A 24,875-nucleotide genomic window follows, 5' to 3' on the forward strand; every position below is an offset into this window, starting at 1 on the left:
TCGGGTGCCCTTTTTGTATCCGACCGGCTACCCATCGGCTCGATTTCATGCACTATCCGGAAGCATTCCGGGAGACATATGATGACCGCCAAGCCGCGCATTCTTATCACTCGCCGCTGGCCACAGGCCGTGGAGCGGGGTTGAGACGCGTCGGTCTCTCGCTTTTGCGAGGCTTCGGCTCTTCCTGTGTAACAATGGTTTGACTTCTGCAACGCGGTTCGGGCGAAAACCCGTCCCCAGGGGAGCTTCGGCGAACGTCCATGGAAACGGCAGCGATCATCGCACCGCAGCGGGCGAGAGGAGAGGGGCGGCTCGTCGCCAAGGCCGAAGGCGGACGCACGCGCATCGCCGAGCTCTACCAGGAAGGCTGCGCCAAGATCCGTCTGCCCAGAACCTTCGATGCCTCGATGGAGGCCGTGCTCATCAATTCATCGGGCGGCGTGACGGGCGGTGACCGGCTTTCCTGGGATTTCAGGGCGGGAGAAGGCACGAAACTCACGCTGACGACTCAGGCCTGCGAGAAGATCTACAAGGCAAGCACCGGCACGGCCGAGATTGCGACGCGCATAGCGGTCGCCGCCGGCGCTCACGTCGACTGGCTGCCGCAGGAGACGATTCTGTTCGATCGGTCGGCCCTGTCGCGGAGCCTGGAGGTCGACCTCGCCGCCGACGCATCCTTTCTCGCGGTGGAGGCAGTTCTGATCGGCCGCAAGGCCATGGGCGAGGAGGTGCGCGCCGGCCTCTTCCGCGACAATTGGCGAATTCGAAGCGGCGGCAGGCTGATTCACGCGGAGAACCTCGCCTTGGCCGGCGACGTCGCGGCGCTTGCATCGCGGCGAGCGGTCCTCGACGGCGCTTCCGCCTTCGCGACCCTCGTCTATGCCGCGCCGGATTGCGAGTCGCAGCTTTCCAGAATGCGTTTGGCGCTCGCGGGACATGCCCTGTCCGGCGTCAGCCATTACCAAATCGGCGGTCGGGACAAGATCGTCGCCCGCCTTGCTGCGGCCGATGGGTTCGCGCTCAGAAAAATCCTGATCCCGCTCATTTCGCACTTGCGTAAAGACGCGTCAGTGCCGAAAGTCTGGACTCTCTGATCCCTGCAATCGATCTGGACGGCGACGCATGAATCTCACTCCGCGCGAAAAAGACAAGCTGTTGATTTCCATGGCGGCGATGGTCGCGCGGCGGCGGCTCGAGCGGGGCGTGAAGCTCAATCATCCCGAGGCAATCGCCCTCATCACCGACTTCGTCGTGGAAGGCGCGAGAGACGGCCGTTCCGTCGCCGAGCTGATGGAGGCGGGCGCCCATGTTCTTACCCGCGATCAGGTGATGGAGGGCATTGCGGAGATGATCCACGACATCCAGGTCGAGGCGACTTTTCCCGACGGGACGAAGCTCGTCACCGTCCACGAGCCTATCCGCTAGCGAGGAGGCACCATGCTCAGCCTGCGTCCAAACTGCGAATGCTGCAATCGAGACCTGCCACCCGATAGCGGCCATGCGATGATCTGCACCTTCGAGTGTACTTTTTGCGCCGGCTGTGCGGAAACGAAGCTTGGCGGGACTTGCCCGAATTGCGGAGGCGAACTGGTCCGGCGCCCGGTGCGGCCTGTGGCAATGCTGAAGAAATATCCGGCATCGACGGAGCGCGTCTTGAAGCCCGAAGGCTGTGCGCCCGAACGAGCCGTCTGAGGGGAAGGATCATGATTCCAGGTGAGATTATCGCCGCCGCCGGTGAGATCGAGTTGAATGCGGGCCTCGAAACCGTCAGCATCGAGGTTGCCAACTCCGGGGACCGACCGGTGCAGGTCGGCAGCCATTATCACTTCGCCGAGACCAATCCGGGCCTGATCTTCGACCGTGACGCCGCGCGCGGCAAGCGGCTCGACATCCCTGCGGGTACGGCCGTCCGCTTCGAGCCTGGACAGACACGGCAGGTGACGCTCATCCCGCTTTCGGGAAAGCGCGAGGTTTTCGGCTTCCGCCAGCAGGTCATGGGGAAGCTATGAGAGCGGCCGGTGCTGCTTTGAGCCTGTTGTTGTGCTGCACGGCTTCCGCCTATGCGCAACAGCCCGAGCCGGATTGCGGGAAGGCCGTGACCCAGATGGATCTCAACATATGCGCCGATCAGGACTACCGGGCGGCGGATGCGGAGCTGAACAAGACCTACCGCCTTGCGGTCGCGGCCATGCAGGCGACCGACAAGGAGCTTGGCGGCATCGACGCGGCTTACGTCGGAGCGCTCGAGGCACTGAAAAAAGCCCAGCGCGCCTGGATCGGCTATCGCGACGGCCAATGCGAACTCGCCGGGTTCGAGGCGAGGGGCGGCTCGATGGAGCCCATGCTGATCTCCGGTTGCCTCGCAGAGCTGACACGCAAGCGCACGGCCGAGCTCAAGAAACTCATGGAATCTTCGGAGAATTGATCATTGCAAAGCGGCCGCGTCATCATGATCGTTGGCAATGGTGACGTGCCCGAGGGCGCTGCCGCGACGATCGATGCAGCCGATCTGGTGATCCGTTTCAACGATTGCCGCTCGGTCGGGAAGGGCGGCAGCAGGACCGATATCATCGCCGTCTGCAACACCGGCCGCCCGGCACTGTCAATGCTTGCCGGCGGGCGCTGGAAGACGAGCGAGCCGGTCCGGCAGGCACGCGAGCTATGGAGCGTCCGCGCCGGAGCCAGGTTCGCCGCGATGCGGGCAGCACTTGCCGAGACACATCCGGATCTCGACGATTTCTGCGACGACTATACGGCCGGCTTCGAGAGCTTCGCGCGGGCTACGGCACGCAAGCACCGGGTCATCGCGGCCGAGACGCATGACCGGCTTGAGCGCGATCTCGCCCGCTTCGCGCCGTCGCCTTATGTCGCGCCGTCGAGCGGCTTGGTGGTCATTTCCGACATCGTGTCGAGCTTTGCCGCAGCCGGCGACGATGTGGTGCTTGCCGGCTTCGGCCATATCGGCTGGCAGTGGCACCCGTTTGCCGCCGAGCGCCGCTATGTCGATGCGCTCGCAGCGCAAGGGCGGCTTCGCAGGCTTCATCCATTTGTCTCTTCAGATTTGCCCCAGGGAGCCTGAACCATGTCCTACAGAATGTCGCGCGCGGCCTATGCCAACATGTTCGGTCCGACCGTAGGCGACAAGGTGCGCCTCGCCGACACCGAGCTCTTCATCGAGGTCGAAAAGGACTTCACCACGCATGGCGAGGAGGTGAAGTTCGGGGGCGGCAAGGTCATCCGCGACGGCATGGGCCAGAGCCAGGTGACGCGCGAAGGCGGCGCGGTCGACACGGTGATCACCAATGCGCTGATCCTCGATCATTGGGGAATCGTGAAGGCGGATATCGGGCTGAAGGACGGGCGGATCGCGGCAATCGGCAAGGCCGGCAATCCGGACACGCAGCCGGGCGTCACCATTATCGTCGGTCCGGGCACGGAGGTTATCGCCGGCGAGGGCAAGATCGTCACGGCCGGGGGCATGGATAGCCATATACACTTCATCTGTCCGCAGCAGATCGAAGAGGCGCTGATGAGCGGCCTGACATGCATGCTCGGCGGCGGGACGGGACCGGCGCACGGTACGCTCGCCACGACCTGCACGCCCGGACCCTGGCACATCGCCCGCATGATCGAAGCGGCCGATGCGTTTCCGATGAATCTCGCCTTTGCGGGCAAGGGCAACGCGTCGCTGCCTGGAGCGCTCGTTGAAATGGTACTCGGCGGCGCGACTTCGCTGAAACTGCACGAGGATTGGGGCACGACGCCGGCCGCCATCGACTGCTGCCTCTCCGTGGCCGATGAATACGACGTGCAGGTTATGATCCATACCGACACCCTCAACGAAAGCGGATTCGTCGAGGATACGATCGCGGCGATCAAGGGCCGGACGATCCATGCCTATCACACGGAAGGCGCCGGTGGCGGGCATGCGCCCGATATCATCAGGATCTGCGGCCAGCCGAACGTCATCCCGTCCTCCACCAATCCGACGCGGCCCTATACGGTGAACACGCTTGCGGAACATCTCGACATGCTGATGGTCTGCCATCACCTGTCGCCCAGCATTCCGGAAGACATCGCCTTCGCCGAAAGCCGCATCCGCAGGGAGACGATCGCGGCGGAGGATATCCTCCACGATATCGGCGCCTTCTCGATCATTTCCTCCGACAGCCAGGCGATGGGGCGTGTCGGCGAGGTGGCGATCCGCACCTGGCAGACCGCCGACAAGATGAAGCGCCAGCGCGGACGGCTCCAGGAGGAGACCGGCGACAATGACAATTTCCGCGTCAAGCGCTATATCGCCAAATACACGATCAACCCGGCGATCGCGCACGGCCTCAGCCATGAGATCGGCTCGCTCGAGGTCGGCAAGCGCGCCGATCTGGTCCTCTGGAATCCGGCCTTCTTCGGCGTGAAACCCGACATGGTGCTCCTCGGCGGCACGATCGCAGCAGCACCCATGGGCGACCCGAACGCCTCCATCCCCACGCCGCAGCCGGTCCACTACCGGCCGATGTTCGGCGCCTATGGAAAGAGCCGGACCAACTCCTCGGTCACCTTCGTCTCGCAGGCGTCGCTCGATGCCGGGCTTGCCGGCAGGCTCGGCGTCGCCAAGGAGCTCGTCGCCGTCCAGAACACCCGCGGCGGCATCGGCAAGGCGTCGATGATCCACAACAGCCTGACGCCGCATATCGAGGTAGACCCGGAAACCTACGAGGTCCGCGCCGACGGCGAGCTCCTGACCTGCGAGCCGGCGACGGTGCTGCCGATGGCGCAGCGCTATTTCCTCTTCTGAGCCGAACAGCCATGCATCGGCCGCATGGCTGCCATGCGGGAGGCCTCGAACCGTCGCTTTGATGCTGCACTGCAGCGGAAATTTCGCTAGGAAGGGCACTCGATTTCGCCGGTGCGCCTGTCCTCCCAAGACAGCGCCGCCGGCAGCCAGTTCTTAGGAGATGATGATGCTCGGCAGAAAAGTTCCCGCTGTAACCTTCCGCACCCGCGTCCGCGACGAGTCCGTCGGCGGTTCCAATCCGTTCCGCTGGCAGGACGTTACCTCGGACGACTATTTCGCCGGCAAGCGCGTCGTGCTGTTTTCGCTCCCGGGTGCTTTCACCCCGACCTGCTCGACCTACCAGCTGCCGGACTTCGAAAAGCTCACCTCCGAATTCCGGGGTCTCGGGATCGACGAGATCTACTGCGTCTCCGTCAACGACGCCTTCGTGATGAACGCCTGGGGCAAGTCGCAGGGCCTCGAGAACGTCAAGCTCATTCCGGACGGTTCGGGCGAGTTCACCCGCAAGATGGGCATGCTCGTCGCCAAGGACAATCTCGGCTTCGGAATGCGCTCCTGGCGCTATGCCGCCGTCATCAACAACGGCGTTGTCGAGCAGTGGTTCGAAGAGGAAGGCTACTCCGACAATTGCGACAGCGATCCCTACGGTGTCTCCTCGCCGCAGAACATTCTCGCGGCGCTGAAATCCAAGAAGCTCGCCGCCTGATCCCGATTCTCCCGAATCGATAAAGCCCCGGCTGCCGCAAGCAGGTTCCTGAAAATCCACGGGATTTTCGCCTTCTTGCTGGTGCCGGGGCTTTTTCTTGCTACAGTGAAGACTTCCAAGAGGAAGCGGATGTGGGGGCGCGAACCGCGCACGTTTCCTCTTTCACCGGCAAGGGGAATGCAGAAATTCATGGTTTACATTATCGCATATCTGACGGCGCATGCGGGCAAGGGCGACGAGATCGTGGCGCTGACGAAGCCGCTGATCCAGGCGACGCTGAAAGAGGCCGGTTGCGTCAGCTATGAGCTCTATCGCAAGCCCACGGATCCCGATGCGCTGGTGTTCGTGGAAACATGGAAGGACAGGGCAGCTATCGATGCCCATTTCGCCGAACCGCATCTGAAGGCCTTTCAGACGGCGGCGGCAAGCCTGCTGGCGAGCGCCCGCGTCGAGATCGTGCATCCGGAAAAGATCGAGGTGGTCTGACGTGCCCTATCGCTCGACCGAAGTTCGTTCGCCCGGTCCGGGCGAGAGGGCGCCGCTCCATCGCCTGACCCTGACGCATGAGCAGCGCCATCTGCGCCGCAAGCTCCTGCACCTCGACAACGACGATGTGGTGATGCTGGATCTCAAGGAGCCCGTGATGCTCGCCGATGGCGATCTCCTGGTGCTCGAGGGAGGCGGCCATATAGAGGTGAAGGCGGCAGCGGAGGCGCTTTACGACATCCGCGCGCGAAACGCGCTGCATCTGATAGAGCTTGCCTGGCATCTCGGCAACCGGCACCTGCCGGCGGCGGTAGAAGAGGGACGGATTCTGATAGCCCGCGACCCGGTCATTCGCGCCATGCTGGAGGGCCTGGGCGCCACCGTCGATGACGTGATCGAGCCCTTTCATCCCCTGCACGGCGCCTATCACCAGCACGGTCACGGCGATCACCACCGTCATGGCTGAGAATGCCGATACGCAGTCGCTCCTGCGTCTCGTTACCTGGCTCTCGCCCGCCTTTCCCGTCGGCTCCTTCTCCTATTCCGGCGGTCTGGAGCAAGCCATTCATGACGGGCTTGTCACCGGTGCCGACGATTTGCGGCTCTGGTGCGAAACGCTCCTGGATCACGGCACGACGTGGAACGACGCGCTGCTTCTGGCGGAAGGTTACCGTGCATATGACGATGCCGCGCGGTTGATTGCGGCATCGGAACTGGCCGAGGCGCTTGCCGGATCGCGCGAGCGGCACATGGAAACCATGCTCCTCGGCGAGGCGTTCCTGGCCGCCGCCGGCCACTGGCCGCACGCGGCGCTTAAATTCCCCGGCGGGAGAGCCGCCTATCCGGTGGCGGTCGGCGCGGTCGCCGGAGCGCACTGTACCGGCCTCGAAGCGGCGCTCGCCGCCTTTCTCAACGCCACCATATCGAACGCGGTGTCGGTGGCCATCCGCTGCGGCGTTACCGGCCAGCGCAACGGGGTCGGCATGCTTGCGCGTATGGAGGAGACGATAGGGGCGGCGGCAGCGCGCGCCGCGCTCGCCTCGCTCGATGATCTTGGCGCCGCGGCGATCATTGCCGACATTGCCTCGCTGCGACACGAGATCTTGCATTCACGGTTGTTCCGCACTTAACGGAACGATGGACAGACTTCGAAAGGATAGAAGAGATGCCATCGAAAAACGGTCCTCTGCGCATCGGTATCGGCGGCCCGGTCGGGTCCGGAAAGACGGCACTTACCGACAAGCTCTGCAAGGCCATGCGGGAGAAATACTCCGTCGCGGTGGTCACCAACGACATCTATACCAAGGAAGATGCCGAAGCGCTGGTGCGTATGCAGGCCTTGCCTTCGGAGCGGATCGTCGGGGTCGAGACGGGCGGATGCCCCCATACGGCGATCCGCGAGGATGCGTCGATCAATCTTCAGGCGATTGCCGATCTCAACCGCCGCATTCCCGATCTCGATGTCGTCTTCATCGAGTCGGGAGGGGACAATCTGGCAGCGACCTTCTCGCCCGATCTCGCTGATCTTACGATCTATGTGATCTCGGTCTGCCAGGGCGAGGAAATTCCGCGCAAGGGCGGGCCGGGGATCACCAGGTCCGATCTGCTGGTGATCAACAAGAAGGATCTCGCCCCTTACGTCGGTGCCGACCTCGGGGTCATGAAACGCGATGCGGCACGGATGCGAGCCGAAAAGCCGTTCGTGTTTTCGGATATGAAACGCGGCGACGGGGTGGAGCGGATCGTCGAGTTCCTGACGGTGCACGGGGGACTCTGAGCAGAGCACCCCCGCGCAGCTCTCGTCCTATTCCGCGGCAAGCGCCGGATGGCTGATGACCTTGCCGTCGGACTTGCGGCGCTTCTCGTCTTCGAGCGCCTTGATGCGCGCTTCGAGGCTCTCGATCGTGCTGCCCTGTTCGGCGGCAAGCTTGCTCAGCGCCTCCTGGTCGAGCGGCGGTTCTTCCTCGTCCTTCTGGCCGATGAAGCGGCCGAAAGCCCAGGCGAGGAGACGCGACAGGTCGTCCATGATCAGGAAGAAGGACGGAACCACGACGAGGCTCAGGACGGTCGAGACGATGATGCCTCCGATGACGGCGATCGCCATCGGTGCACGGAAGGAACCGCCTTCGCCGACGCCCAGGGCCGAGGGCAGCATGCCCGCAGACATGGCGATCGAGGTCATGACAATCGGACGGGCCCGCTTCCGTCCCGCCTCGATCATGGCAAGCGTCCGGTCCATGCCGTGATGCATCATCTCGATACCGAAGTCGACGAGCAGGATGGCGTTCTTGGTGACGATGCCCATCAGCATCAGGATACCGATCAGCACCGGCATGGACAGCGCGTTCTGAGTGAGGATCAAGGCGGCTGCCACGCCGCCGATCGCGAGCGGCAGCGAGAACAGGATGGTGAAAGGCTGTATCACATCCTTGAACAGGAGGATGAGTACGACCAGAACCATCATCAGACCCAGCAGCATGGCGTTGCCGAAGCTCTCCTGCATCTCGGCCTGCACCTCGGCATCGCCGCTTTCGAGGAACTGGACCGTCGCAGGCAGATCGGCGTCGGCGGCGATTTCCCTGAAGCGGGCCGATGCCGTGTCGAGCGCCACGCCGGCGGGCAGATCGGCGCCGAGCTTGACGACGCGGTAGCGGTCGTAGCGCTTGATGGAACTCGGCCCTTCCGCATAATTGATGTCCGCGACGCTCGACAGCGGCACGGTCGCTCCGGATGCCGTCCGGACCTTCAGGTTGCGGATCGCCGCCAGGTCGGTGCGAAAATCACGGTCGAGCTGCACCCGGATCGGGATCAGGCGCCCATCGAGCGCGATTTTCGCCAACTGCGCGTCGATATCGCCGATCGTGGCGATGCGGATCACCTCGGAGATCTGCGCCGTCGTAATGCCAAGGCGCGACATCTGGTCGTCGCGGGGCCGGATCTGCAGTTCCGGTCGGGGCAGCGCGCCCTCGGGGCTGACATTGGCAAGCAGCGGGTCTCGGCGCAGATCCGCTTCCAGGGTGGCGACCGCCTTGTCGAGATCCTCCTCGTTGTTGGAAAGCAGGTTGAACGACAGGTCACGTTCGCCGCGATCGTTGAGCTTGGTGACGCGGACATCGGGAATCGATCGCAATCGGGCGAAGATTTCCCTCTCGATCTCGGATTGCGGCTTGATCCGCCCGGCCGGGGGCAGCTTCGGCAGGTATTCGCCGATCAGCGGCGTGCGGCCGATCACGTCGTTGACGACCTTGTTGATCAGCGAATGATCGAGCTTCTCGAGCAGCACCGTGACGGCAGCGCGTCGCAGCTCGAGGTCGCCCTTGGGCGAGGCGCCGCCGAGCACGAAGACGTTTTCCACGCCGTCGATATCCTTGACGCGATTGTAGATCTCGGTGGTGGTCCGGTCCGTGTCCGCGAGCATTGCGTCCGGCGGCAGTTCGATCGACAGGCTTACGCGCGAGCTGTCTTCCGGCGGCAGGAAGCTGCCCGGGACGAAGACGAGCAGCGCGACCACCGAACCGACCGAGAGCAGGATGGCGACGAGCAGCGTGGAGTAGCGCGTGTACCAGCGTTTCGTGGTGAAGCGTACGAGGCGCGTGTACTGGCGCATCATGAAGCCTTCATCATCATGATGCCCGCCGGCATCCGAAGGCTTCATCAGATAGGCCGCCATGACCGGCGTGATCAGGCGGGCGACCAGGAGCGAGAAGAACACCGAGACGGCGACCGTCAGGCCGAACTGGATGAAGTACTGTCCCGGAATGCCCGGCATGAAGGACACGGGCACGAAGACGGCGATGATCGTGAAGGTGGTGGCGATCACCGCAAAGCCGATCTCGTCCGCAGCCTCGATCGCTGCGCGGTAAGGCGACTTGCCCATCCGGATATGACGCTCGATGTTCTCGATCTCCACGATCGCATCGTCGACGAGAATACCCGTCGCGAGCGTCATCGCCAGGAAGCTGACGAGGTTCAGCGAGAAACCGAGCAGTTCCATCACCCAGAAGGTGGGGATCGCCGAGAGCGGCAGTGCGACCGCCGAAATCAAGGTCGCGCGCCAATTGCGCAGGAACAGCATCACGACGATGACGGCGAGCAGCGCGCCCTCGATCAGCGTATGAATCGCCGCCTCGTAATTGCCGTAGGTGAAGTAGACCGAATCGTCCACCATCTCGATGGAAACGTCCGGGTGCTTTGCCCGGATTTCATCGAGCGTCTTGCCGACGGTTTCCGCGACCGACACTTCGCTCGCCCCCTTGGCGCGGAACACGGCGAAGGTGACGCCGGGCTGCCCGTTGAAGCGGGAGAACGACTTCGGCTCCTCATAGGTGTCGATAACGTTGCCGAGTTCCGACAGACGGACGAAGCGGCCGTTCGGCAGCGAGATCATCGTATTCGCCAGCGCCGTTACGTCGCGCGTGTCGCCCAATGTGCGGATCGCCTGTTCGCTGCCGCCGACCTGGCCCCGGCCGGAACCGAGGTCCATGTTCATCCGGCGAAGCTGGGCGTTGACGTCGGCGGCGCTGATGCCAAAGGAATTCAGGCGGTCCTCATCGAGCTCGACCCGGACTTCGCGGTCGGAGCCGCCGTAGCGGTCGACACGGCCGATGCCGGTCTGGCCCTGGATGGCGCGCTTGATCGTGTCGTCGACGAACCAGGAGAGCTCTTCCAGCGTCATGCCCGGCGACGAGACGGAAAATGTCTGGATCGCCTGGCCTTCCACGTCGACCTTGGAAACGATCGGCTCTTCGATCGAGGTCGGAAGATCGCTGCGGATGCGATCGATGGCATCCTTGACATCCTGCACGGCCTGCGTTGTCGGGACTTCCATGCGGAAGATGACGGCGGTCGTCGAAATGCCGTCGGTGATCGTCGACTCGATATGGTCGACGCCGGAGACGCCGGCGACCGCGTCCTCGATCTCCTTGGTGACCTGGGTTTCCAGTTCGGCGGGCGCCGCACCGCTCTGCGTGACGGCGATCGAAACGATCGGCACGTCGATGTTCGGGAAGCGGGTGATGGGCAGCGAATTGAACGACTGCCACCCGAGCACCACGAGCACGAAAAACGCCAGGATGGGCGCGACCGGATTGCGGATAGACCAGGCGGAGAAATTCATGGTCTCATGTTCCCGTCAGTTGGTTGCCGGCTCGGCGGATTCGACCGGATTGATGCGGTCGCCATCGCGCACATAGGCACCGGCCTTCGCCACCGCCTGTTCACCCGGTTCGATGCCGGAGAGTATCTCGATGAATTGTCCGTCCTGGATGCCCGTTTCGACAGGTACCAGGCGCACGACGCCGTCTTCTACCTTGCGGACGATGGATTTGCCGTCTTCCGATGTAACGGCCGTTTGCGGCAAAACCACCGTTTCCTTCTGCTCCGCCACTATCACGGCGCTGGCATACATGCCCGCGCGCGCCTTGGATGCGTCGGTCAGGCTGATACGCACCGTGCCGAGGCGCGTCTGCGGGTCGACCGTAGGGGCGATCAGGCGGATCTTCCCCTCGATCGTGGTGGTGCTGCCGGCAAGCTTGACTGTTGCGGTCTGCCCCACGGCAAGCTTGATCACATCGGACTCGGCGACATCGGCCCACATCTCGATTTCGCCGTCGCGAATGATCGCGAACAGCGGCTCGCCGCTGCCGCTGGCGATCGCACCGACCTTGGCGTTCTTTCGCGAGACGACGCCGCTGACCGGCGCCTTCACGGCGGTCCGCGCGAGACGCAGGTCGACGTCGTCAATCTGGGCCTGCACCACCTTGATATCTGCCGTTGCGACGCTCACCGACTGCTCCGCCGAGCGGACGCGTGCGCGGCCCGCTGCGGCAAGCGCTTTCAAGCGGTCGGCCTCGGCAGTCGAGACGGTACCGTTTTCCGACAGCTGCACAGCACGGTTCGCGACACGCGTCGCCTCTTCCGAATTGGCCGTCACTTCGGCAAGCTGGGCGTGCAACTGGGCGAGCGATGCCTCGGCCTTGGCGAGGTTGGCTTCGAGCTGACTTCTTTGCAGAAGCAGGGCGTCCTGGTTGAGGGTGGCCAGCGTGCTGCCTTTTTCCACCCGGTCACCGACGTCGACATTGAGCGACCGTATGGCGAGGCCATCCACCAGGGGAGAGACATAGATCTCCTCCACCGCCTCGATGGAACCGGTGGCGATGACGCGGTCGGTGATCGCACGCTTCGTCGCTTCGGTCACGACGATGGAGGGCGGTGCCTGTTTTTGCGGCGGCTTGGCGGCCTCTTCGGCGGAAGCGCTCACAAGCGCGGACAGGAGCATCGCTGCACAAGCGCCGATGAGAGGCAGGAGTTTCTGAGCCATAGGCCTGTTTTCCCGAAGCTGAAGCACACGTGCCCGATCACGCCCGCGCAGGGGCGAATATCCGGCCGCAATCACGCTATTTCACCTACAGCGCCGCGCGTCTTTTCGGACGCGCAAGGACCGCTGCAGCATTTTGAATCGCTGCCCGGGCAGCGGTTTCAAGCCACAGGCACCGGATGGGAAGAAAATTCCCTGATGGGCAATCCTAAAGAAATAAAGATTCCTCCATTCGCTTGCCCTCCAGTCAAACGTTCCGGCCTATGTAATCGCCGGAGCAAATGCTTACAAGAGCGGCGAAGCAATGGTGCCTCACTATTTCTACTGTCATGCGTCTTCGGATGCAATACGGGTGCAACCTGAAGGTAGTCTTAACAACCACAGCGTGGTGCGAGATTTTCGCCGTTTGACAGCGAACCCTCCACGCTAAGCCATTGGAATCGAGCCTTTGTGCGCGGGCGGGCGCTGATCGGTGCGCTTCTCCGGGAGTAACGCTGCGACCTTTGACCACGGGGTGCGAGTTCGCGGCAAGCGGCACGCCTTCGCATAAGGAGCGCGCGGCGAGTGCCACGCGCTCCTGATCGTCATGCGGCGCCTTATTTAAGCGCCGCGTCCGTGATCTCGTGGGTCCAGGCGCCTTCCGGCTCCTTGGAAATGACCGGGTCGGAGCCGCCGGCCAGCAGCGACTGGACGGTGCGCTGGTAATCCGCCTCGTCGAGCGCGCCGTCGGATCCTGCAGTCAGCTTGGCGACTTCGCCCATCATGCGCTTCTGGTGCTTTTCCGTCTGCGCGCCGGTGGAGTCGTTCTCGAGCACGATATCGGCCGCCTCGTCCGGATTCTCCTCGGCATATTTCCAGCCCTTCATCGAGGCGCGGACGAACTTCACCATCTTGTCCTTGAAGGCCTCGTCCTTGAGCTTGTCCTCGAGCACGTAGAGGCCGTCTTCGAGCGTGGCGACGCCCTGGTCCTCGTATTTGAAGGTGACCAGATCCTCCGGCTTGATGCCGGCATCGATGACCTGCCAGTATTCGTTGTAGGTCATGGTGGAGATGCAGGCGGCCTGCTTCTGAATCAGCGGATCGACGTTGAACCCCTGCTTCAGCACGGTCACGCCGTCCGGTCCGCCATCCGTCGGGATCTTCAGATGCGACATCCAGGAGAGGAACGGATATTCGTTGCCGAAGAACCAAACGCCGAGGGTCTTGCCCTTGAAGTCTTCGGGACCCTTTACTCCGGATTCCTTCAGACAGGTGAGCATCATGCCCGATGTCTTGAAGGGCTGGGCGATATTGACGAGCGGCACGCCCTTTTCGCGCGTGGCGAGGGCGGATGGCATCCAGTCGACGATGACGTCGGCGCCGCCGCCGGCGATCACCTGCGCCGGAGCGATATCCGGTCCGCCGGGCTTGATTTCGACGTCGAGGCCCTCTTCCTCGTAAAAGCCCTTGTCCTTCGCCACGTAGTAGCCGGCGAACTGCGCCTGGGTCACCCACTTCAGCTGCAGCGTGACCTTTTCGGCGGCATTGGCGTGGAAAGCGGCAAGCGAAAAGACGCCCGCTGCCAGCAGAATTCCAAGTTTCTTGTTCATTTCAGTTCCCTCTTATCGTTGCCTTGTCGTCCTAACACTTTGAAACTACGCATTTCGGCCGGGAAGGCCATTACGTATTTTCCCGGAAATGCTCCAACCCTTTGGTCCAACGCACTTCCGGACGGAAAACCGTTACACACTTTTCCTGGAAGTGCTCTAGGCTCGCCCACTGCGGATGGACGGATGCCAGAACGTGACCGCGCGCTCGATGAGCGCGACCACCCCGTAGAAGACGGAGCCAGCCACCGCCGCTACGGCGATTTCGGCCCAGACCATGTCGACGTTCATGCGACCCACTTCCGTGGAGATCCGGAAACCCATGCCGACAATGGGCGTTCCGAAGAATTCGGCCACGATCGCACCGATCAGCGCCAGCGTGGAGTTAATCTTGAGAGCGTTGAAAATAAAAGGCCAGGCGGCCGGCAAGCGGAGCTTGACGAGTGTCTGCCACCAGGATGCGGCATAGGTGCGCATCAGATCGCGCTCCATGTGGCTGGCGGCTGCAAGGCCCGAAACCGTGTTCACCAGCATCGGGAAGAAGGTCATGATGACGACGACCGCCACTTTCGACTGCCAGTCGAAGCCGAACCACATGACCATGATCGGGGCGACACCGATGACGGGGAGGGCGGAGACGAAATTGCCGAGCGGCAGCAGCCCTTTCTGCAGGAAGGGCGAACGGTCGATGAGGATTGCGACGACGAAGCCGAGGCCGCAGCCGAGCGCGTAGCCGGTCAGCACGGACTTCAGGAAGGTCTGCCGGAAATCGGCCGCGAGTGTCGGCAGCGAGTTGATCAGCCGCTGCCAGATCATCGACGGGGCGGGCAACAGCACCGAGGGGACGGCGAAACCGCGGACGATGCCTTCCCAGAGGACGAGTATGGTGATGCCGAAGAGGAGAGGCACGGCAAGACGTGCCGCATTGTTTGCGGCGTCGCTTGCGAACTGCTGCCGGACCAGCCATTCGTTGAAGGCCCAGGCAGCGAGCCAGAAGAGGATGGCGCCGGCGAGAGCGGCAATACTCATGGTCTTGCCCCCATGCGCTTCAGGACGGCCGTATGCGCCAGGCCAACGATCATGACGAGGACCGCGGCGAGGGCCGCAGCCATGAACAGCGCCGCCCAGATCTGTACGGTCTGTCCGTAATAGGACCCGGCGAGCAGGCGTGCGCCGAGCCCGGCGACTGCGCCGGTCGGCAGCTCGCCGACGATGGCGCCGACGAGCGAGATCGCGACGGCAACCTTCAGCGAGGTGAAGAGATAGGGCATGGACGAAGGCCAGCGCAGCTTCCAGAAGGTCTGGGCGGGCGAGGCGTTATAGGTGTGCATCAGGTCGAGCTGGATCGTTTCGGGGCTGCGCAGTCCCTTGACCATGCCGACGACCACCGGGAAGAACGAAAGATAGGTGGAAATCAGCGCCTTCGGAAGCAGGCCGGAAATCCCGATGGCGTTGAGCACGACGATGATCATCGGCGCGATCGCCAGGATCGGGATGGTCTGACTGGCGATCACCCAGGGCATGAGCGATCGGTCCATTGCGCGGTTGTGGACGATACCGACAGCCAGCAGCACGCCGAGCACCGTGCCGATGCCGAAGCCGAGCAAAGTGGCCGAAAGCGTGATCCAGGCATGATAGACGAGGCTGCGCTTCGAGGTGATGGCCTTATTGGCAGTCGTATCCCAGATTTCGGCGACCACCTGGTGCGGAGCGGGCAGCACCGGGCGTTCCTGGGCCATGGTATTGCGGAGGATTTCGGAAAAGCCGATCTCGGTGCCGGCACGCGCGGCGGTATCTCTTTCAAAAGGTGCGTTCAGGAAAACCGCTGCGACGTACCAGCCGGCGATCAACAGGAAAACGACCGTGGAGACGGGAAGCAGTTTGTCCTTAAGGAAGCTCTCCTCGCGCATGGTCACGCTCTCCCGCCAGTCGTCGTCCTTGTGGGGAGGGGTCGGGGATGGGTCATCTCCGCCCGGCGTCTACTCGTCATAGCTGTGCCCCGCTCTCAAGCCCTCGCGCACGCGATGCGCGATCTCGAGGAATTCCGGCGTCTCCCGAATGCCGAGCGGCCGTTCCCTCGGCAGCGTCGATTCGATGACGTCCGTGACGCGGCCCGGGCGGGGGCTCATGACGATGATCTTGGTCGAGAGGTAGACCGCCTCCGGAATGGAGTGCGTGACGAAACAGATTGTCTTGTTGGTGCGCGCCCAGAGTTTGAGGAGTTGTTCGTTCAAATGGTCGCGGACGATCTCGTCGAGCGCCCCGAAGGGCTCGTCCATCAGCAGGAGATCGGCATCGAAGGCCAGCGCCCGGGCAATCGACGCGCGCTGCTGCATGCCGCCGGAGAGCTGCCAGGGATATTTCTTTCCGAAGCCCGAGAGGTTGACGAGTTCCAGCGTCCGCTCGATCCGCGCCTTCCGGTCCTCGCTGGAGTAGCCCATGATCTCCAGCGGCAGCGCGATGTTCTTTTCGATCGTGCGCCAGGGATAAAGGGCGGCCGCCTGGAAGACATAGCCATAGGCGCGCTGCCGGCGGGCCTCCTCCGGCGTCATGCCGTTGACGGAAATGGTGCCGGCCGTGGCCTTTTCGAGATCGGCGATGACGCGCAGAAACGTCGTCTTGCCGCAGCCGGATGGGCCGATGAAGGAGACGAAGTCGCCCTTGACCACGTCGAGATTCACGCCGGTGAGTGCATTGACCGGACCGTCGCTGGTCTCGAACGTCAGGCCGAGGTTCCGGGCCGAGACCACGGAGGCGGGATTGGATGTCATGGACAAATTCTCATTATCGACTGCCTGTGTCAGACTGCTATCCGGACCCGCAACATGCAATGGCGGATTTGCCGGCGAGGTCGCCTGCTGCTGGTTTTTCAGCGTATTCTGGAGGACGGTCATGTCTCGATCACCCAATCCTGGCTGTCGCGTGGTTCGCCCGGGCGGTGCCTTTGCCGGCAAGCAGGGGCTCGACTATTTCGAAGGTATCGCCGCGGAAACGGTCGGCTCCACCGGCATCTGCATGCATCTCGTGACCATGCCGCCCGGTGCGCGCGCCAAGGCGCATCTTCACGAGACCCATGAAACGGCGATCTACGTGCTCTCCGGCGAAGCGCACACCTGGTTCGGCGAGCGGCTCGAAGAACACGTGATCACCAGAGCCGGAGATATGCTCTACATTCCCGCCGGCGTGCCGCACCTGCCGGCGAACCTCTCGCACGCCCCTTGCACGGCGGTCATCGCCCGGACGGATCCGAAAGGAAACGAGAGCGTCGTGCTGCTGCCCGAGCTCGACGGGCTCGTGCCCGCCTAGAGCAATTCCGGGAAAAGTCATCAGCGCGATCGCCGTTTCTCGCATGCGATAAGGTTGCGGCATCTCTCAGACGCCGCTTGCGGGAATGCCGCTGCGCTGCACCGCCCGTGGCGCCGTCACTTCCTTCCAGGTGGAAAGCGCGGTGCTGACCGCCGGGAAGGGATTACGCCGGACGAATTCGCCGTGGCCCTCCCGGGTCTTCACGGTTCCGTCCTCGATCGAAACCACGCCGCGCGTCAGCGTGAAACGCGGAAGACCGGTGACCGTCTTGCCCTCGAAGACGTTGTAATCGATCGCCGATTGCTGCGTCTTTGCCGAGATCGTCTTGGAGCGCTTGGGGTCCCAGACGACGAGGTCGGCATCGGCGCCGACGAGGATCGCTCCCTTCCTGGGATAGATATTCAGGATCTTGGCGATGTTGGTGGAGGTTACCGCCACGAATTCGTTCATGGTGATGCGGCCGGTCGCAACACCATAGGTCCAGAGCATCGGCATGCGGTCTTCCAGTCCGCCGGTGCCGTTCGGGATTCTGGTGAAATCGCCGACGCCGAAGCGCTTCTGCTCGGTCGTGAAGGCGCAATGGTCGGTCGCGACCACCTGGAGCGAACCGGAGGCAAGCCCCGCCCAGAGGCTGTCCTGGTGAAGTTTGTTGCGGAAAGGCGGCGACATCACCCTGCGGGCGGCGTGGTCCCAGTCCTTGTCGAAATATTCGCTCTCATCGAGCGTCAGGTGCTGGATCAAGGGCTCGCCGAAGACACGCATGCCCTTGGCGCGGGCGCGCCGGATCGCTTCATGCGCCTGTTCGCACGAAGTATGAACGATGTAGACGGGACAGCCGGCCATGTCGGCGATCATGATCGCGCGGTTGGTGGCCTCTCCCTCGACCTCCGCCGGCCGCGAATAGGCATGTGCTTCCGGGCCGCTATTGCCTTCCGCCAGCAGCTTCGCCTGCAGTTGCGCCACCACGTCGCCGTTTTCGGCGTGGACCAGCGGCAGCGCGCCGAGCGCCGCACAGCGCTGGAAGGAGGAAAACATCTCGTCGTCGTCCACCATCAGCGCGCCCTTGTAGGCCATGAAGTGCTTGAAGGTGTTGATGCCCTTTTCCTTTACGATCGTCTCCATCTCGTCGAAGACCTGCTCGCCCCACCAGGTGATCGCCATGTGGAAGGAATAGTCGCAGTTGGCGCGCGTCGACTTGTTGTCCCACATGGTGAGCGCCTCAAGCAGCGACTGGCCGGGCGAGGGGAGTGCGAAATCGACGACCATCGTGGTGCCGCCGGCGAGTGCCGCCCGGGTCCCGCTTTCGAAATCGTCGGAGGAATAGGTACCCATGAAAGGCATTTCGAGATGCGTATGCGGGTCGATGCCGCCCGGCATCACGTAGCAGCCGGTGGCGTCGAGCGTCTCGGCGCCGGAGAGATTCGGTCCGATTTCGACGATCTTGCCGCCTTCCACCTTTAAATCGGCCTTGTAGGTCAGGTCGGCCGTGACGATGGTTCCACCCTTGATGACAGTGCTCATTGGTTCGTTTCCCTGGAAGGTGCCTTCGGCGGCTCAGGCCACCACGAAAAAGGGCGGAACCACCGTCCCGCCCGCAAAACTCATTCCACGATCTCCGCCGTCTCGAGCACGGCGTGGAACAGGACGTCCGCGCCGGCCGCCGCCCATTCCCTGGAGATGTCCTCCGCCTCGTTGTGGCTGAGTCCGCCGACGCAGGGGCACATGATCATCGTGGTCGGCGCGACCTTTGCGGCCCAGCAGGCATCGTGTCCGGCGCCGGATACGAGATTCATGTGGCTGTAGCCGAGCTTCTCGGCGGCCCCGCGTACCGTCTCGACCAGCTTAGGGTCGAAGGTGACGGGATCGAAATGCCCGACCGCCTCGATGGAACAGCCGACGCCGAGCCGCTCGCAGATTTTTGGCGCTTCGGCTTCGATCCGGGCGCGCATGCCGTCCAGTTTGGCCTGGTCGGGTGAGCGGATGTCGACGGTGAACACCACTTGGCCCGGCAGGACGTTGCGCGAATTGGGCGAAAAGAACATCTGGCCGACGCCGCCGACGGCGCCCGGCTGGTTTTCCATGGCGACGGTCTGGACCATTTCGAGGATCCGCGCCATTGCGAGGCCCGCATTGACGCGCATGTCCATCGGCGTCGAGCCGGTATGTGCTTCCCTGCCGGTCAGCGTGAACTCCAGCCACCAAAGACCCTGACAGTGCGTGACGACGCCGATCTGCTTGTTCTCGGCCTCGAGGATAGGTCCCTGCTCGATGTGGTATTCGAAATAGGCGTGCATCTTGCGCGCGCCGACCTCTTCATCGCCAAGCCAGCCGATGCGCTTCAGTTCATCGCCGAAGCTCTTTCCTTCGGGATCCTTGCGGGCATAGGCGTATTCGAGGGTATGGACCCCGGCAAAGACGCCGGATGCGAGCATGGCAGGCGCAAAGCGCGCGCCTTCCTCATTGGTCCAGTTGGTCACGACGATCGGGTGCTTCGTCTTGATGCCGAGATCGTTCATCGTACGTACGGCCTCGAGGCCGCTCAGGACGCCGAGGACCCCGTCGAACTTGCCGCCGGTCGGCTGTGTGTCGAGATGCGAGCCGATATGGACGGGCAGCGCATCCGGATCCGTACCGGGTCGGGTGAGGAACATGGTGCCCATCTTGTCGACACCCATGGAGAGCCCCGCCTCTTCGCACCAGGACTGGAAAAGCCGGCGACCTTCGCCGTCCGCATCCGTCAAGGTCTGGCGGTTGTTGCCGCCGGCAACGCCGGGGCCGATCTTCGCCATTTCCATCAACGAATCCCATAGACGGTCGGCATTGACGCGCCTATTCTCGCCAGGTGCTGCCATGGCGTTCTCCTCTATTGTCGGCCAGTCCCTCCCCGGGATAGCCCTCATGTTCCCGTCGGCCGAATCGGGGCCTTGTTGTGATGCCCTTCGATCAGGCGTTGCCTTTGTCGGCAATCTGACTGATAATTTGACCGGTTGGTAAACATTACAACTTCCGTGGCGGCACTCAAGCCGGAAAAAGAAAAAAACAGGAGTTACTGCTCAAGAAATCGGCGCGTCCGAATATTGGGCAAATTGTGCCGACGTCTTTCGCTGGGGGCTTGGACAGGGGACGAGATGGTACTTCCGAGAGCGGCTAGAACCCAGAGGCGCACGCGCATCCAGGAGGAGAAGGAGGAGCAGATCCTCGAGGCGGCGCTGGAGGTGTTTTCCGCAAACGGCTTTCGCGGGTCGACGATCGATCAGATCGCTGACGTGGCGGGCATGTCGAAGCCGAACCTGCTTTATTATTTCCGCACCAAAGAGGCGATGCATCGCGCGCTGATAGACCGCGTTCTCGACACCTGGCTCGATCCTCTGCGCGCGTTCGATGCCGAGGGCAACCCGGTCGCCGAGATCCGCAGCTATATCCGGCGCAAGCTCGAAATGGCGCGCGACTTCCCGCGCGAAAGCCGGCTGTTCGCCAACGAGGTCCTGCAGGGCGCCCCGCGGATCGTGGACGAGCTCAAGGGTCCGCTGAAGCAATTGGTGGACGAGAAGGCCGAGGTTATCCGCAGCTGGGCCAAGGCTGGCAAGATCGCAAGATGCGACCCTTATCACCTCATCTTCGCCATCTGGTCGACGACGCAGCATTATGCCGACTTCGACGTTCAGGTGCGCGCCGTGCTCGGCCAGGAGAATGCCGGCGAAGGGCGCTTCGAGGACGCCGCGCGCTTTCTCGAGCGGCTGTTCGTCGACGGGCTGCAGGTGCGGGAGTAGCCTATCCGGCTGTCGGCAGGGATCGGGAGAGCTGCGCGGCGTCACCGACGATCCAGGTTTCCAGCGTTGCCTTGCGGCCCCGCAGGCTGATTTCGAGCCGTCTGTGGCCCTCGAAGCTTAAACCCGCGCGCTCGACCAGTTCGGCCGAAACGGCAAGCTCGACGTCGTGCTCCTTCGCGAGGCCTTCCAGTCGGCTCGCGGTGTTGATCGTGTCGCCGACGACCGTGAGCGAGGTTGCCTGGCCGTAGCCCATTTCGCCGATGATCGCCGGCCCCGCGTGGAGGCCGATGGCGAGCCTCAGCGGCTGCTCGAGCTCCCCTTCGAAAGTCTGGTTGAGCGCCCGGATTCCTTGCGACAACCGGGCGGCGGCCGACAGTGCCTGGCGGCAGGCTTCCGGCAGAGGGGCCTTCAGTCCGAAGATCGCGAGCGCCCCGTCGCCGATGAACTTGTCGACGACGCCACCGGAACTTTCGACGGCTTCGCCGACGACCTCGAAGTAGCGGTTGAGCAGAAAGACCGTGTCGTAGGGCAGCCGGTGTTCGGCGATGCGGGTGAAATCACGCAGGTCGCAGAAGAGCACTGCGACGCGGCGCTCGCGTCCGCCGGCGTTCTGGCGGGCAAGCTGCGTCTTGATCCCGATGCTGTCGGTGTCGAGGATGGGCACGACGCTCACATTGTGCACGGGTCGGAACTGGCAGGCGAGGCGTACGTTCTCGGGAGCGCCGATGCGGGTCAGCGTCGCGAGTTCTGCGGCTTCCGGCGTCGGTTGGCCTTCGAGCCCCTGCGTTATCCGCACGCGACAGGTCGAGCAGCGGCCGCGTCCGCCGCAGACGGACACATGCGGGATTCCAGCCGCCCGACTCGCCTCCAGAACGCTGAAGCCGAGGCTGACGGCAGCGACCCGGCCGTCCGGATAACGAATGCGAATACGGCCGCGCGCCGGCAGGGCGCGCAGAACGAGGGTGCCGCCGATCAGGCTTGCGAAGCAGCCATAGAATGCCAGCCTGATCCTATCGAGGAGGGCAGGGTCGACGCGAGGTGCCTGGCTGGCATAGGCCCTGTCGCCATAACCGCCATGTTCGGCGTAGTCGCGCTCCAGCGATCGGGCGCCGTTGACGAAGCCGAGCAGTGCGAAGATCGGCACCAGCAGGGCGACGGTATAGAGCAGCGTTTCGTACTTCGGAAACCAGGCGCGGCCGCGCATCCAGAACCAGGCGCCAAGGCAGGCGTGACCCCAGACGACGATGAGTGCAAGCGACTGGCGAGAGGTGTTGAACGAGCTTGACCAGAGCGTGCGCAGGATTGCGGGGTAGTCGGGGTAAACACCTGAAAGAAGCGGCTCCACGCGGGCGGCGACAACGTGAGGAATGAGCAGAAAGGGCAGGCTCAGGCCGAAGATGATCTTCAGGGCTTCGCCGACAGGCATCCTGAAGGTTTGCCGCCGGTAGAGACTGTCAAGCGCCATCAGAAAATGCAGCAACAACGCGCCGTAGAGGAGGGCCGTTCCGGGGATGCTCTGCCAGACCGAGGTGAAGATCCGCCGGCCCGTTTCCATGGCTCCGATCGACACCAGGCCGAGCGCATGGTTCGAGAAATGGAGGAGCACAAAGACGCCGAGCACAGCCCCTGAAATCAGGTGCATCTTCTTGCGCGTGCTGGCGGATAGGATCGTCAAACAATCTTGCCTGGGTCTGGCGGCCTCGAAACAGGCTCGCGTCAATGTCCTCCTTATTAACCAGATCACCGATGCCGGCAACTTACGTTTTCTAAACGAATTGTTTCGCTCTCGGGTCTTGCGCGGAGTGCGCATGTCCCATGCCGTGCTACTCCATGATGCGCGGCAATCCTGCGGCGAGCTTGTCGATCACCACCCGCAGTTTCGGCAGCATGTGCTGCGTTCGCGGCCAGACCGCATGCGCCTTGAAGATCAGCCCGGGGCGGTCGGTGAGGACGCGGACAAGCTCGCCTTTCTGCACGCGCTCGCGCACCAGCCAGCAAGGCAGCCAGGCAAGGCCGTGGCCGGCGGAAGCCGCATCGGCGATCGCGGCGAGATCATCGAGCCTCAGCCGCGTTTGCGGGAGCACGATTTCGGCCGCTTTGCCGTCGGACGGAAAGGACCAGGATAGCGGCTCGCCTCCACGGGCGTAGACGATGCCTTCTTGTGCTGCGAGTTCGGCCACCGTTCTCGGCGTGCCGTGCGTTTCAAGATAGGCAGGGGAGGCGCAGACGGTCATCCGCTGTTCCGCCACCGTGCGCATCATCAGGCCGGAGCCGTTGCCGAGCGGGCTGTTGCGGATGGCGAGATCGAAGCCTTCGTCGAGAAGGTCGACGACCCGGTCGTTGAAGGAGAGATCGAATTCCAGACGGGGATGCGCCCGCAACAGGTCGCGAAGCAGCGGCGCCACGCATTGGCGGCCGAAGAGGACCGGCATCGAGATGCGCAGGCGGCCGCGAATTTCCTGCTTCCCGGATTCGAGGAGGTCTTCGGCCGTTCTGATTTCGCCCAGCGCTTTTTGGCAGCTGTCGTAGAAGAGCTGCCCTTCTTCGGTAAGACTCTGCGTCCTTGTGGTGCGGTGAAAGAGGCGCACGCCGAGCCGTCGTTCGAGCCGGGATACCGTCTTGCCCACGGCCGAGCGCGAAAGGTTGAGCCGCGCGGCGGCGGCGGAAAAGCCGCCGGCATCGGCAACTTCCACGAAAACCGAAATACCGTTGAAGCGCTCCACGAATTGCGTCCTCCAGGGAACCAATGATGGGAAATCATATCGCAACCGAAGACGAATGTTCAACAGTATGCTCGCTTCACCGCAACGGATGAAAAGGAACGGGCATGTCCAAATGGATGCAGGAATGGAGCACGCAGACGGTGGCCCCCCACAATCTCAAGCGTGCCGAACGGCCGGTGCCGGAGGCCGGCGAGCACGATATCCTCGTGCGAACGCTTGCCGTATCGCTCAACTATCGCGACAAGCTGGTACTGGAGACCGGCATGGGGCTCGATCTCGCTTTCCCCTTCGTGCCGGCCTCGGATATGAGCGGAGTGGTCGAGGCCGTCGGCAAGAGCGTGACGCGTTTCCAGCCGGGCGATCGCGTGATCTCCACCTTCGCCCCCGATTGGCTTGACGGCTTACGACCCGGCACCGGCAGGACGCCTGCCTATCAGACGCTCGGAGGGGCGCATCCGGGCGTCCTGTCCGAATATGTGGTTTTCCCTGAAGGCTGGTTCGTCCCAGCTCCGAAGAGCCTCGACGCGGCGGAGGCGAGTACCTTGCCCTGTGCGGGCCTGACCGCCTGGTTCGCTCTTGTCGAGAAGGGGCATCTGCGGGCGGGCGACCGTGTCGTCGTGCAGGGCACCGGCGGCGTTGCGCTGTTCGGGCTGCAAATCGCTAAGGCGACCGGAGCCGAGGTCATCGTGACCTCGAGCAGCCGCGAAAAGCTCGATCGGGCTTTTGCGCTCGGTGCCGATCACGGCATAAATCGCCTGGAGGAGGACTGGGTGGAGCGCGTCTATGCGCTGACCGCGGATCATGGGGCCGACCACATTCTGGAGATCGCCGGCGGCGCCGGGCTCGGCCAGTCCCTGAAGGCAGTCGCGCCGGACGGGCGCATCTCGGTGATCGGCGTGCTCGAGGGCTTCGAGGTCTCAGGTCCGGTCGGGCCGCTTCTCCTGAAGTCTCCCGTCGTGCAGGGTATCAGCGTCGGTCACCGCAGAGCACTCGAAGATCTGGTCGGGGCCGTCGATCGACTTGGACTGAAGCCCGTCATCGACAGCCGTTACAAGTTCACCGAAGTCCCCGAGGCCCTCGCGCATCTCGACCGCGGCCCCTTCGGCAAGGTGGTGATAGAGTTTTGACGCGATAGAAACGTGGGAGGGCCGCCGGTGATGCCGGCGGCCCTCCGGTCTGACTCGTAT

Annotated in this window: 25 protein-coding genes; 15 read left to right on the top strand and 10 right to left on the bottom strand. The window is 63.3% G+C overall.

Going from position 1 to position 24,875, the window contains the following annotated elements:
• The first annotated feature begins 260 nt into the window (after window positions 1–260).
• From CN933_RS00595 to ureG, 12 genes are all read left to right on the top strand, one after another.
• Window positions 261–1,094: an urease accessory protein UreD gene (locus tag CN933_RS00595; RefSeq protein ID WP_018095756.1), complete on the top strand. Its 834-nt coding sequence runs from the start codon at window positions 261–263 to the stop codon at window positions 1,092–1,094.
• Between the two features lie 28 nt (window positions 1,095–1,122).
• Window positions 1,123–1,425, top strand: coding sequence for an urease subunit gamma (locus CN933_RS00600; RefSeq protein ID WP_003525618.1), 303 nt, complete (start codon window positions 1,123–1,125; stop codon window positions 1,423–1,425).
• 12 nt (window positions 1,426–1,437) lie between these two features.
• Complete coding sequence (locus tag CN933_RS00605) at window positions 1,438–1,692, top strand: DUF1272 domain-containing protein (protein ID WP_018095755.1); 255 nt, start codon at window positions 1,438–1,440, stop codon at window positions 1,690–1,692.
• 11 nt (window positions 1,693–1,703) lie between these two features.
• Entirely contained in the window at window positions 1,704–2,009 is a 306-nt protein-coding gene (locus CN933_RS00610) for an urease subunit beta (RefSeq protein ID WP_003525615.1), read from the top strand.
• Complete coding sequence (locus tag CN933_RS00615) at window positions 2,006–2,425, top strand: lysozyme inhibitor LprI family protein (protein WP_018095754.1); 420 nt, start codon at window positions 2,006–2,008, stop codon at window positions 2,423–2,425. The genes CN933_RS00610 and CN933_RS00615 overlap by 4 nt, the downstream gene beginning before the upstream one ends.
• A 3-nt stretch (window positions 2,426–2,428) precedes the next feature.
• Window positions 2,429–3,079 (top strand): glycosyltransferase family 29 protein, encoded by a 651-nt coding sequence (locus tag CN933_RS00620; RefSeq protein ID WP_018095753.1) that lies wholly within the window; start codon window positions 2,429–2,431, stop codon window positions 3,077–3,079.
• 3 nt (window positions 3,080–3,082) lie between these two features.
• Window positions 3,083–4,795, top strand: a complete 1,713-nt coding sequence (gene ureC / locus CN933_RS00625; protein WP_018095752.1) for an urease subunit alpha — start codon at window positions 3,083–3,085, stop codon at window positions 4,793–4,795.
• A 166-nt stretch (window positions 4,796–4,961) separates the two neighbouring features.
• The gene (locus CN933_RS00630) at window positions 4,962–5,501 is read left to right on the top strand and encodes a peroxiredoxin (RefSeq protein ID WP_018095751.1); all 540 of its coding nucleotides are present in this window, start codon (window positions 4,962–4,964) and stop codon (window positions 5,499–5,501) included.
• Between the two features lie 129 nt (window positions 5,502–5,630).
• Window positions 5,631–5,987, top strand: coding sequence for a putative quinol monooxygenase (locus tag CN933_RS00635; RefSeq protein ID WP_018095750.1), 357 nt, complete (start codon window positions 5,631–5,633; stop codon window positions 5,985–5,987).
• 1 nt (window position 5,988) lies between these two features.
• A complete protein-coding gene (ureE, locus tag CN933_RS00640; protein WP_018095749.1) occupies window positions 5,989–6,453 on the top strand; it encodes an urease accessory protein UreE in 465 nt (154 codons plus the stop codon).
• Entirely contained in the window at window positions 6,446–7,117 is a 672-nt protein-coding gene (locus CN933_RS00645) for an urease accessory protein UreF (RefSeq protein WP_018095748.1), read from the top strand. Before ureE ends, CN933_RS00645 begins: the two co-directional genes overlap by 8 nt.
• Window positions 7,118–7,152: 35 nt before the next feature.
• The gene (ureG, locus tag CN933_RS00650) at window positions 7,153–7,764 is read left to right on the top strand and encodes an urease accessory protein UreG (protein ID WP_018095747.1); all 612 of its coding nucleotides are present in this window, start codon (window positions 7,153–7,155) and stop codon (window positions 7,762–7,764) included.
• 27 nt (window positions 7,765–7,791) lie between these two features.
• On the opposite strand, the gene CN933_RS00655 is transcribed toward ureG, so the two are convergent.
• From CN933_RS00655 to CN933_RS00680, 6 genes are all read right to left on the bottom strand, one after another.
• Window positions 7,792–11,103: an efflux RND transporter permease subunit gene (locus tag CN933_RS00655; RefSeq protein WP_102761190.1), complete on the bottom strand. Its 3,312-nt coding sequence runs from the start codon at window positions 11,101–11,103 to the stop codon at window positions 7,792–7,794.
• A 15-nt stretch (window positions 11,104–11,118) separates the two neighbouring features.
• Window positions 11,119–12,306 carry an efflux RND transporter periplasmic adaptor subunit gene (locus CN933_RS00660; RefSeq protein ID WP_018095745.1) on the bottom strand — a complete coding sequence of 396 codons (1,188 nt, stop codon included), beginning with the start codon at window positions 12,304–12,306 and terminating at the stop codon, window positions 11,119–11,121.
• A 593-nt stretch (window positions 12,307–12,899) separates the two neighbouring features.
• Window positions 12,900–13,892: an ABC transporter substrate-binding protein gene (locus tag CN933_RS00665; protein ID WP_018095744.1), complete on the bottom strand. Its 993-nt coding sequence runs from the start codon at window positions 13,890–13,892 to the stop codon at window positions 12,900–12,902.
• A 156-nt stretch (window positions 13,893–14,048) separates the two neighbouring features.
• Window positions 14,049–14,918 carry an ABC transporter permease gene (locus CN933_RS00670; protein WP_018095743.1) on the bottom strand — a complete coding sequence of 290 codons (870 nt, stop codon included), beginning with the start codon at window positions 14,916–14,918 and terminating at the stop codon, window positions 14,049–14,051.
• Window positions 14,915–15,799 (bottom strand): ABC transporter permease, encoded by an 885-nt coding sequence (locus tag CN933_RS00675; RefSeq protein WP_018095742.1) that lies wholly within the window; start codon window positions 15,797–15,799, stop codon window positions 14,915–14,917. The genes CN933_RS00670 and CN933_RS00675 overlap by 4 nt, the downstream gene beginning before the upstream one ends.
• A gap of 69 nt (window positions 15,800–15,868) precedes the next feature.
• On the bottom strand, window positions 15,869–16,660 hold the full coding sequence (locus tag CN933_RS00680; RefSeq protein ID WP_026168675.1) for an ABC transporter ATP-binding protein: 792 nt from the start codon (window positions 16,658–16,660) through the stop codon (window positions 15,869–15,871).
• Window positions 16,661–16,781: 121 nt separating this feature from the next.
• Between CN933_RS00680 and CN933_RS00685 the strand changes: the two genes are divergently transcribed.
• Complete coding sequence (locus CN933_RS00685) at window positions 16,782–17,195, top strand: cupin domain-containing protein (protein ID WP_018095740.1); 414 nt, start codon at window positions 16,782–16,784, stop codon at window positions 17,193–17,195.
• Window positions 17,196–17,261: 66 nt separating this feature from the next.
• Here CN933_RS00685 and hydA read toward each other — a convergent pair whose 3' ends face one another.
• Entirely contained in the window at window positions 17,262–18,716 is a 1,455-nt protein-coding gene (gene hydA / locus CN933_RS00690; RefSeq protein ID WP_102761191.1) for a dihydropyrimidinase, read from the bottom strand.
• A gap of 80 nt (window positions 18,717–18,796) precedes the next feature.
• Window positions 18,797–20,047 (bottom strand): Zn-dependent hydrolase, encoded by a 1,251-nt coding sequence (locus CN933_RS00695; RefSeq protein WP_018095738.1) that lies wholly within the window; start codon window positions 20,045–20,047, stop codon window positions 18,797–18,799.
• A 276-nt stretch (window positions 20,048–20,323) separates the two neighbouring features.
• On the opposite strand from CN933_RS00695, the gene rutR reads away from it, so the two are divergent.
• Window positions 20,324–20,965, top strand: coding sequence for an HTH-type transcriptional regulator RutR (rutR, locus tag CN933_RS00700; protein WP_018095737.1), 642 nt, complete (start codon window positions 20,324–20,326; stop codon window positions 20,963–20,965).
• Window position 20,966: 1 nt separating this feature from the next.
• Here rutR and cyaC read toward each other — a convergent pair whose 3' ends face one another.
• Both cyaC and CN933_RS00710 read right to left on the bottom strand, forming a co-directional pair.
• The gene (gene cyaC, locus CN933_RS00705; protein ID WP_018095736.1) at window positions 20,967–22,640 is read right to left on the bottom strand and encodes an adenylate cyclase CyaC; all 1,674 of its coding nucleotides are present in this window, start codon (window positions 22,638–22,640) and stop codon (window positions 20,967–20,969) included.
• 148 nt (window positions 22,641–22,788) lie between these two features.
• A complete protein-coding gene (locus tag CN933_RS00710; protein WP_018095735.1) occupies window positions 22,789–23,688 on the bottom strand; it encodes a LysR family transcriptional regulator in 900 nt (299 codons plus the stop codon).
• A 104-nt stretch (window positions 23,689–23,792) separates the two neighbouring features.
• On the opposite strand from CN933_RS00710, the gene CN933_RS00715 reads away from it, so the two are divergent.
• Entirely contained in the window at window positions 23,793–24,815 is a 1,023-nt protein-coding gene (locus CN933_RS00715; RefSeq protein WP_018095734.1) for a zinc-dependent alcohol dehydrogenase family protein, read from the top strand.
• The last annotated feature ends 60 nt before the right edge of the window (window positions 24,816–24,875 follow it).

Source organism: Sinorhizobium sp. M4_45, from assembly GCF_002885915.1.
Lineage (GTDB): Bacteria > Pseudomonadota > Alphaproteobacteria > Rhizobiales > Rhizobiaceae > Sinorhizobium > Sinorhizobium meliloti_A.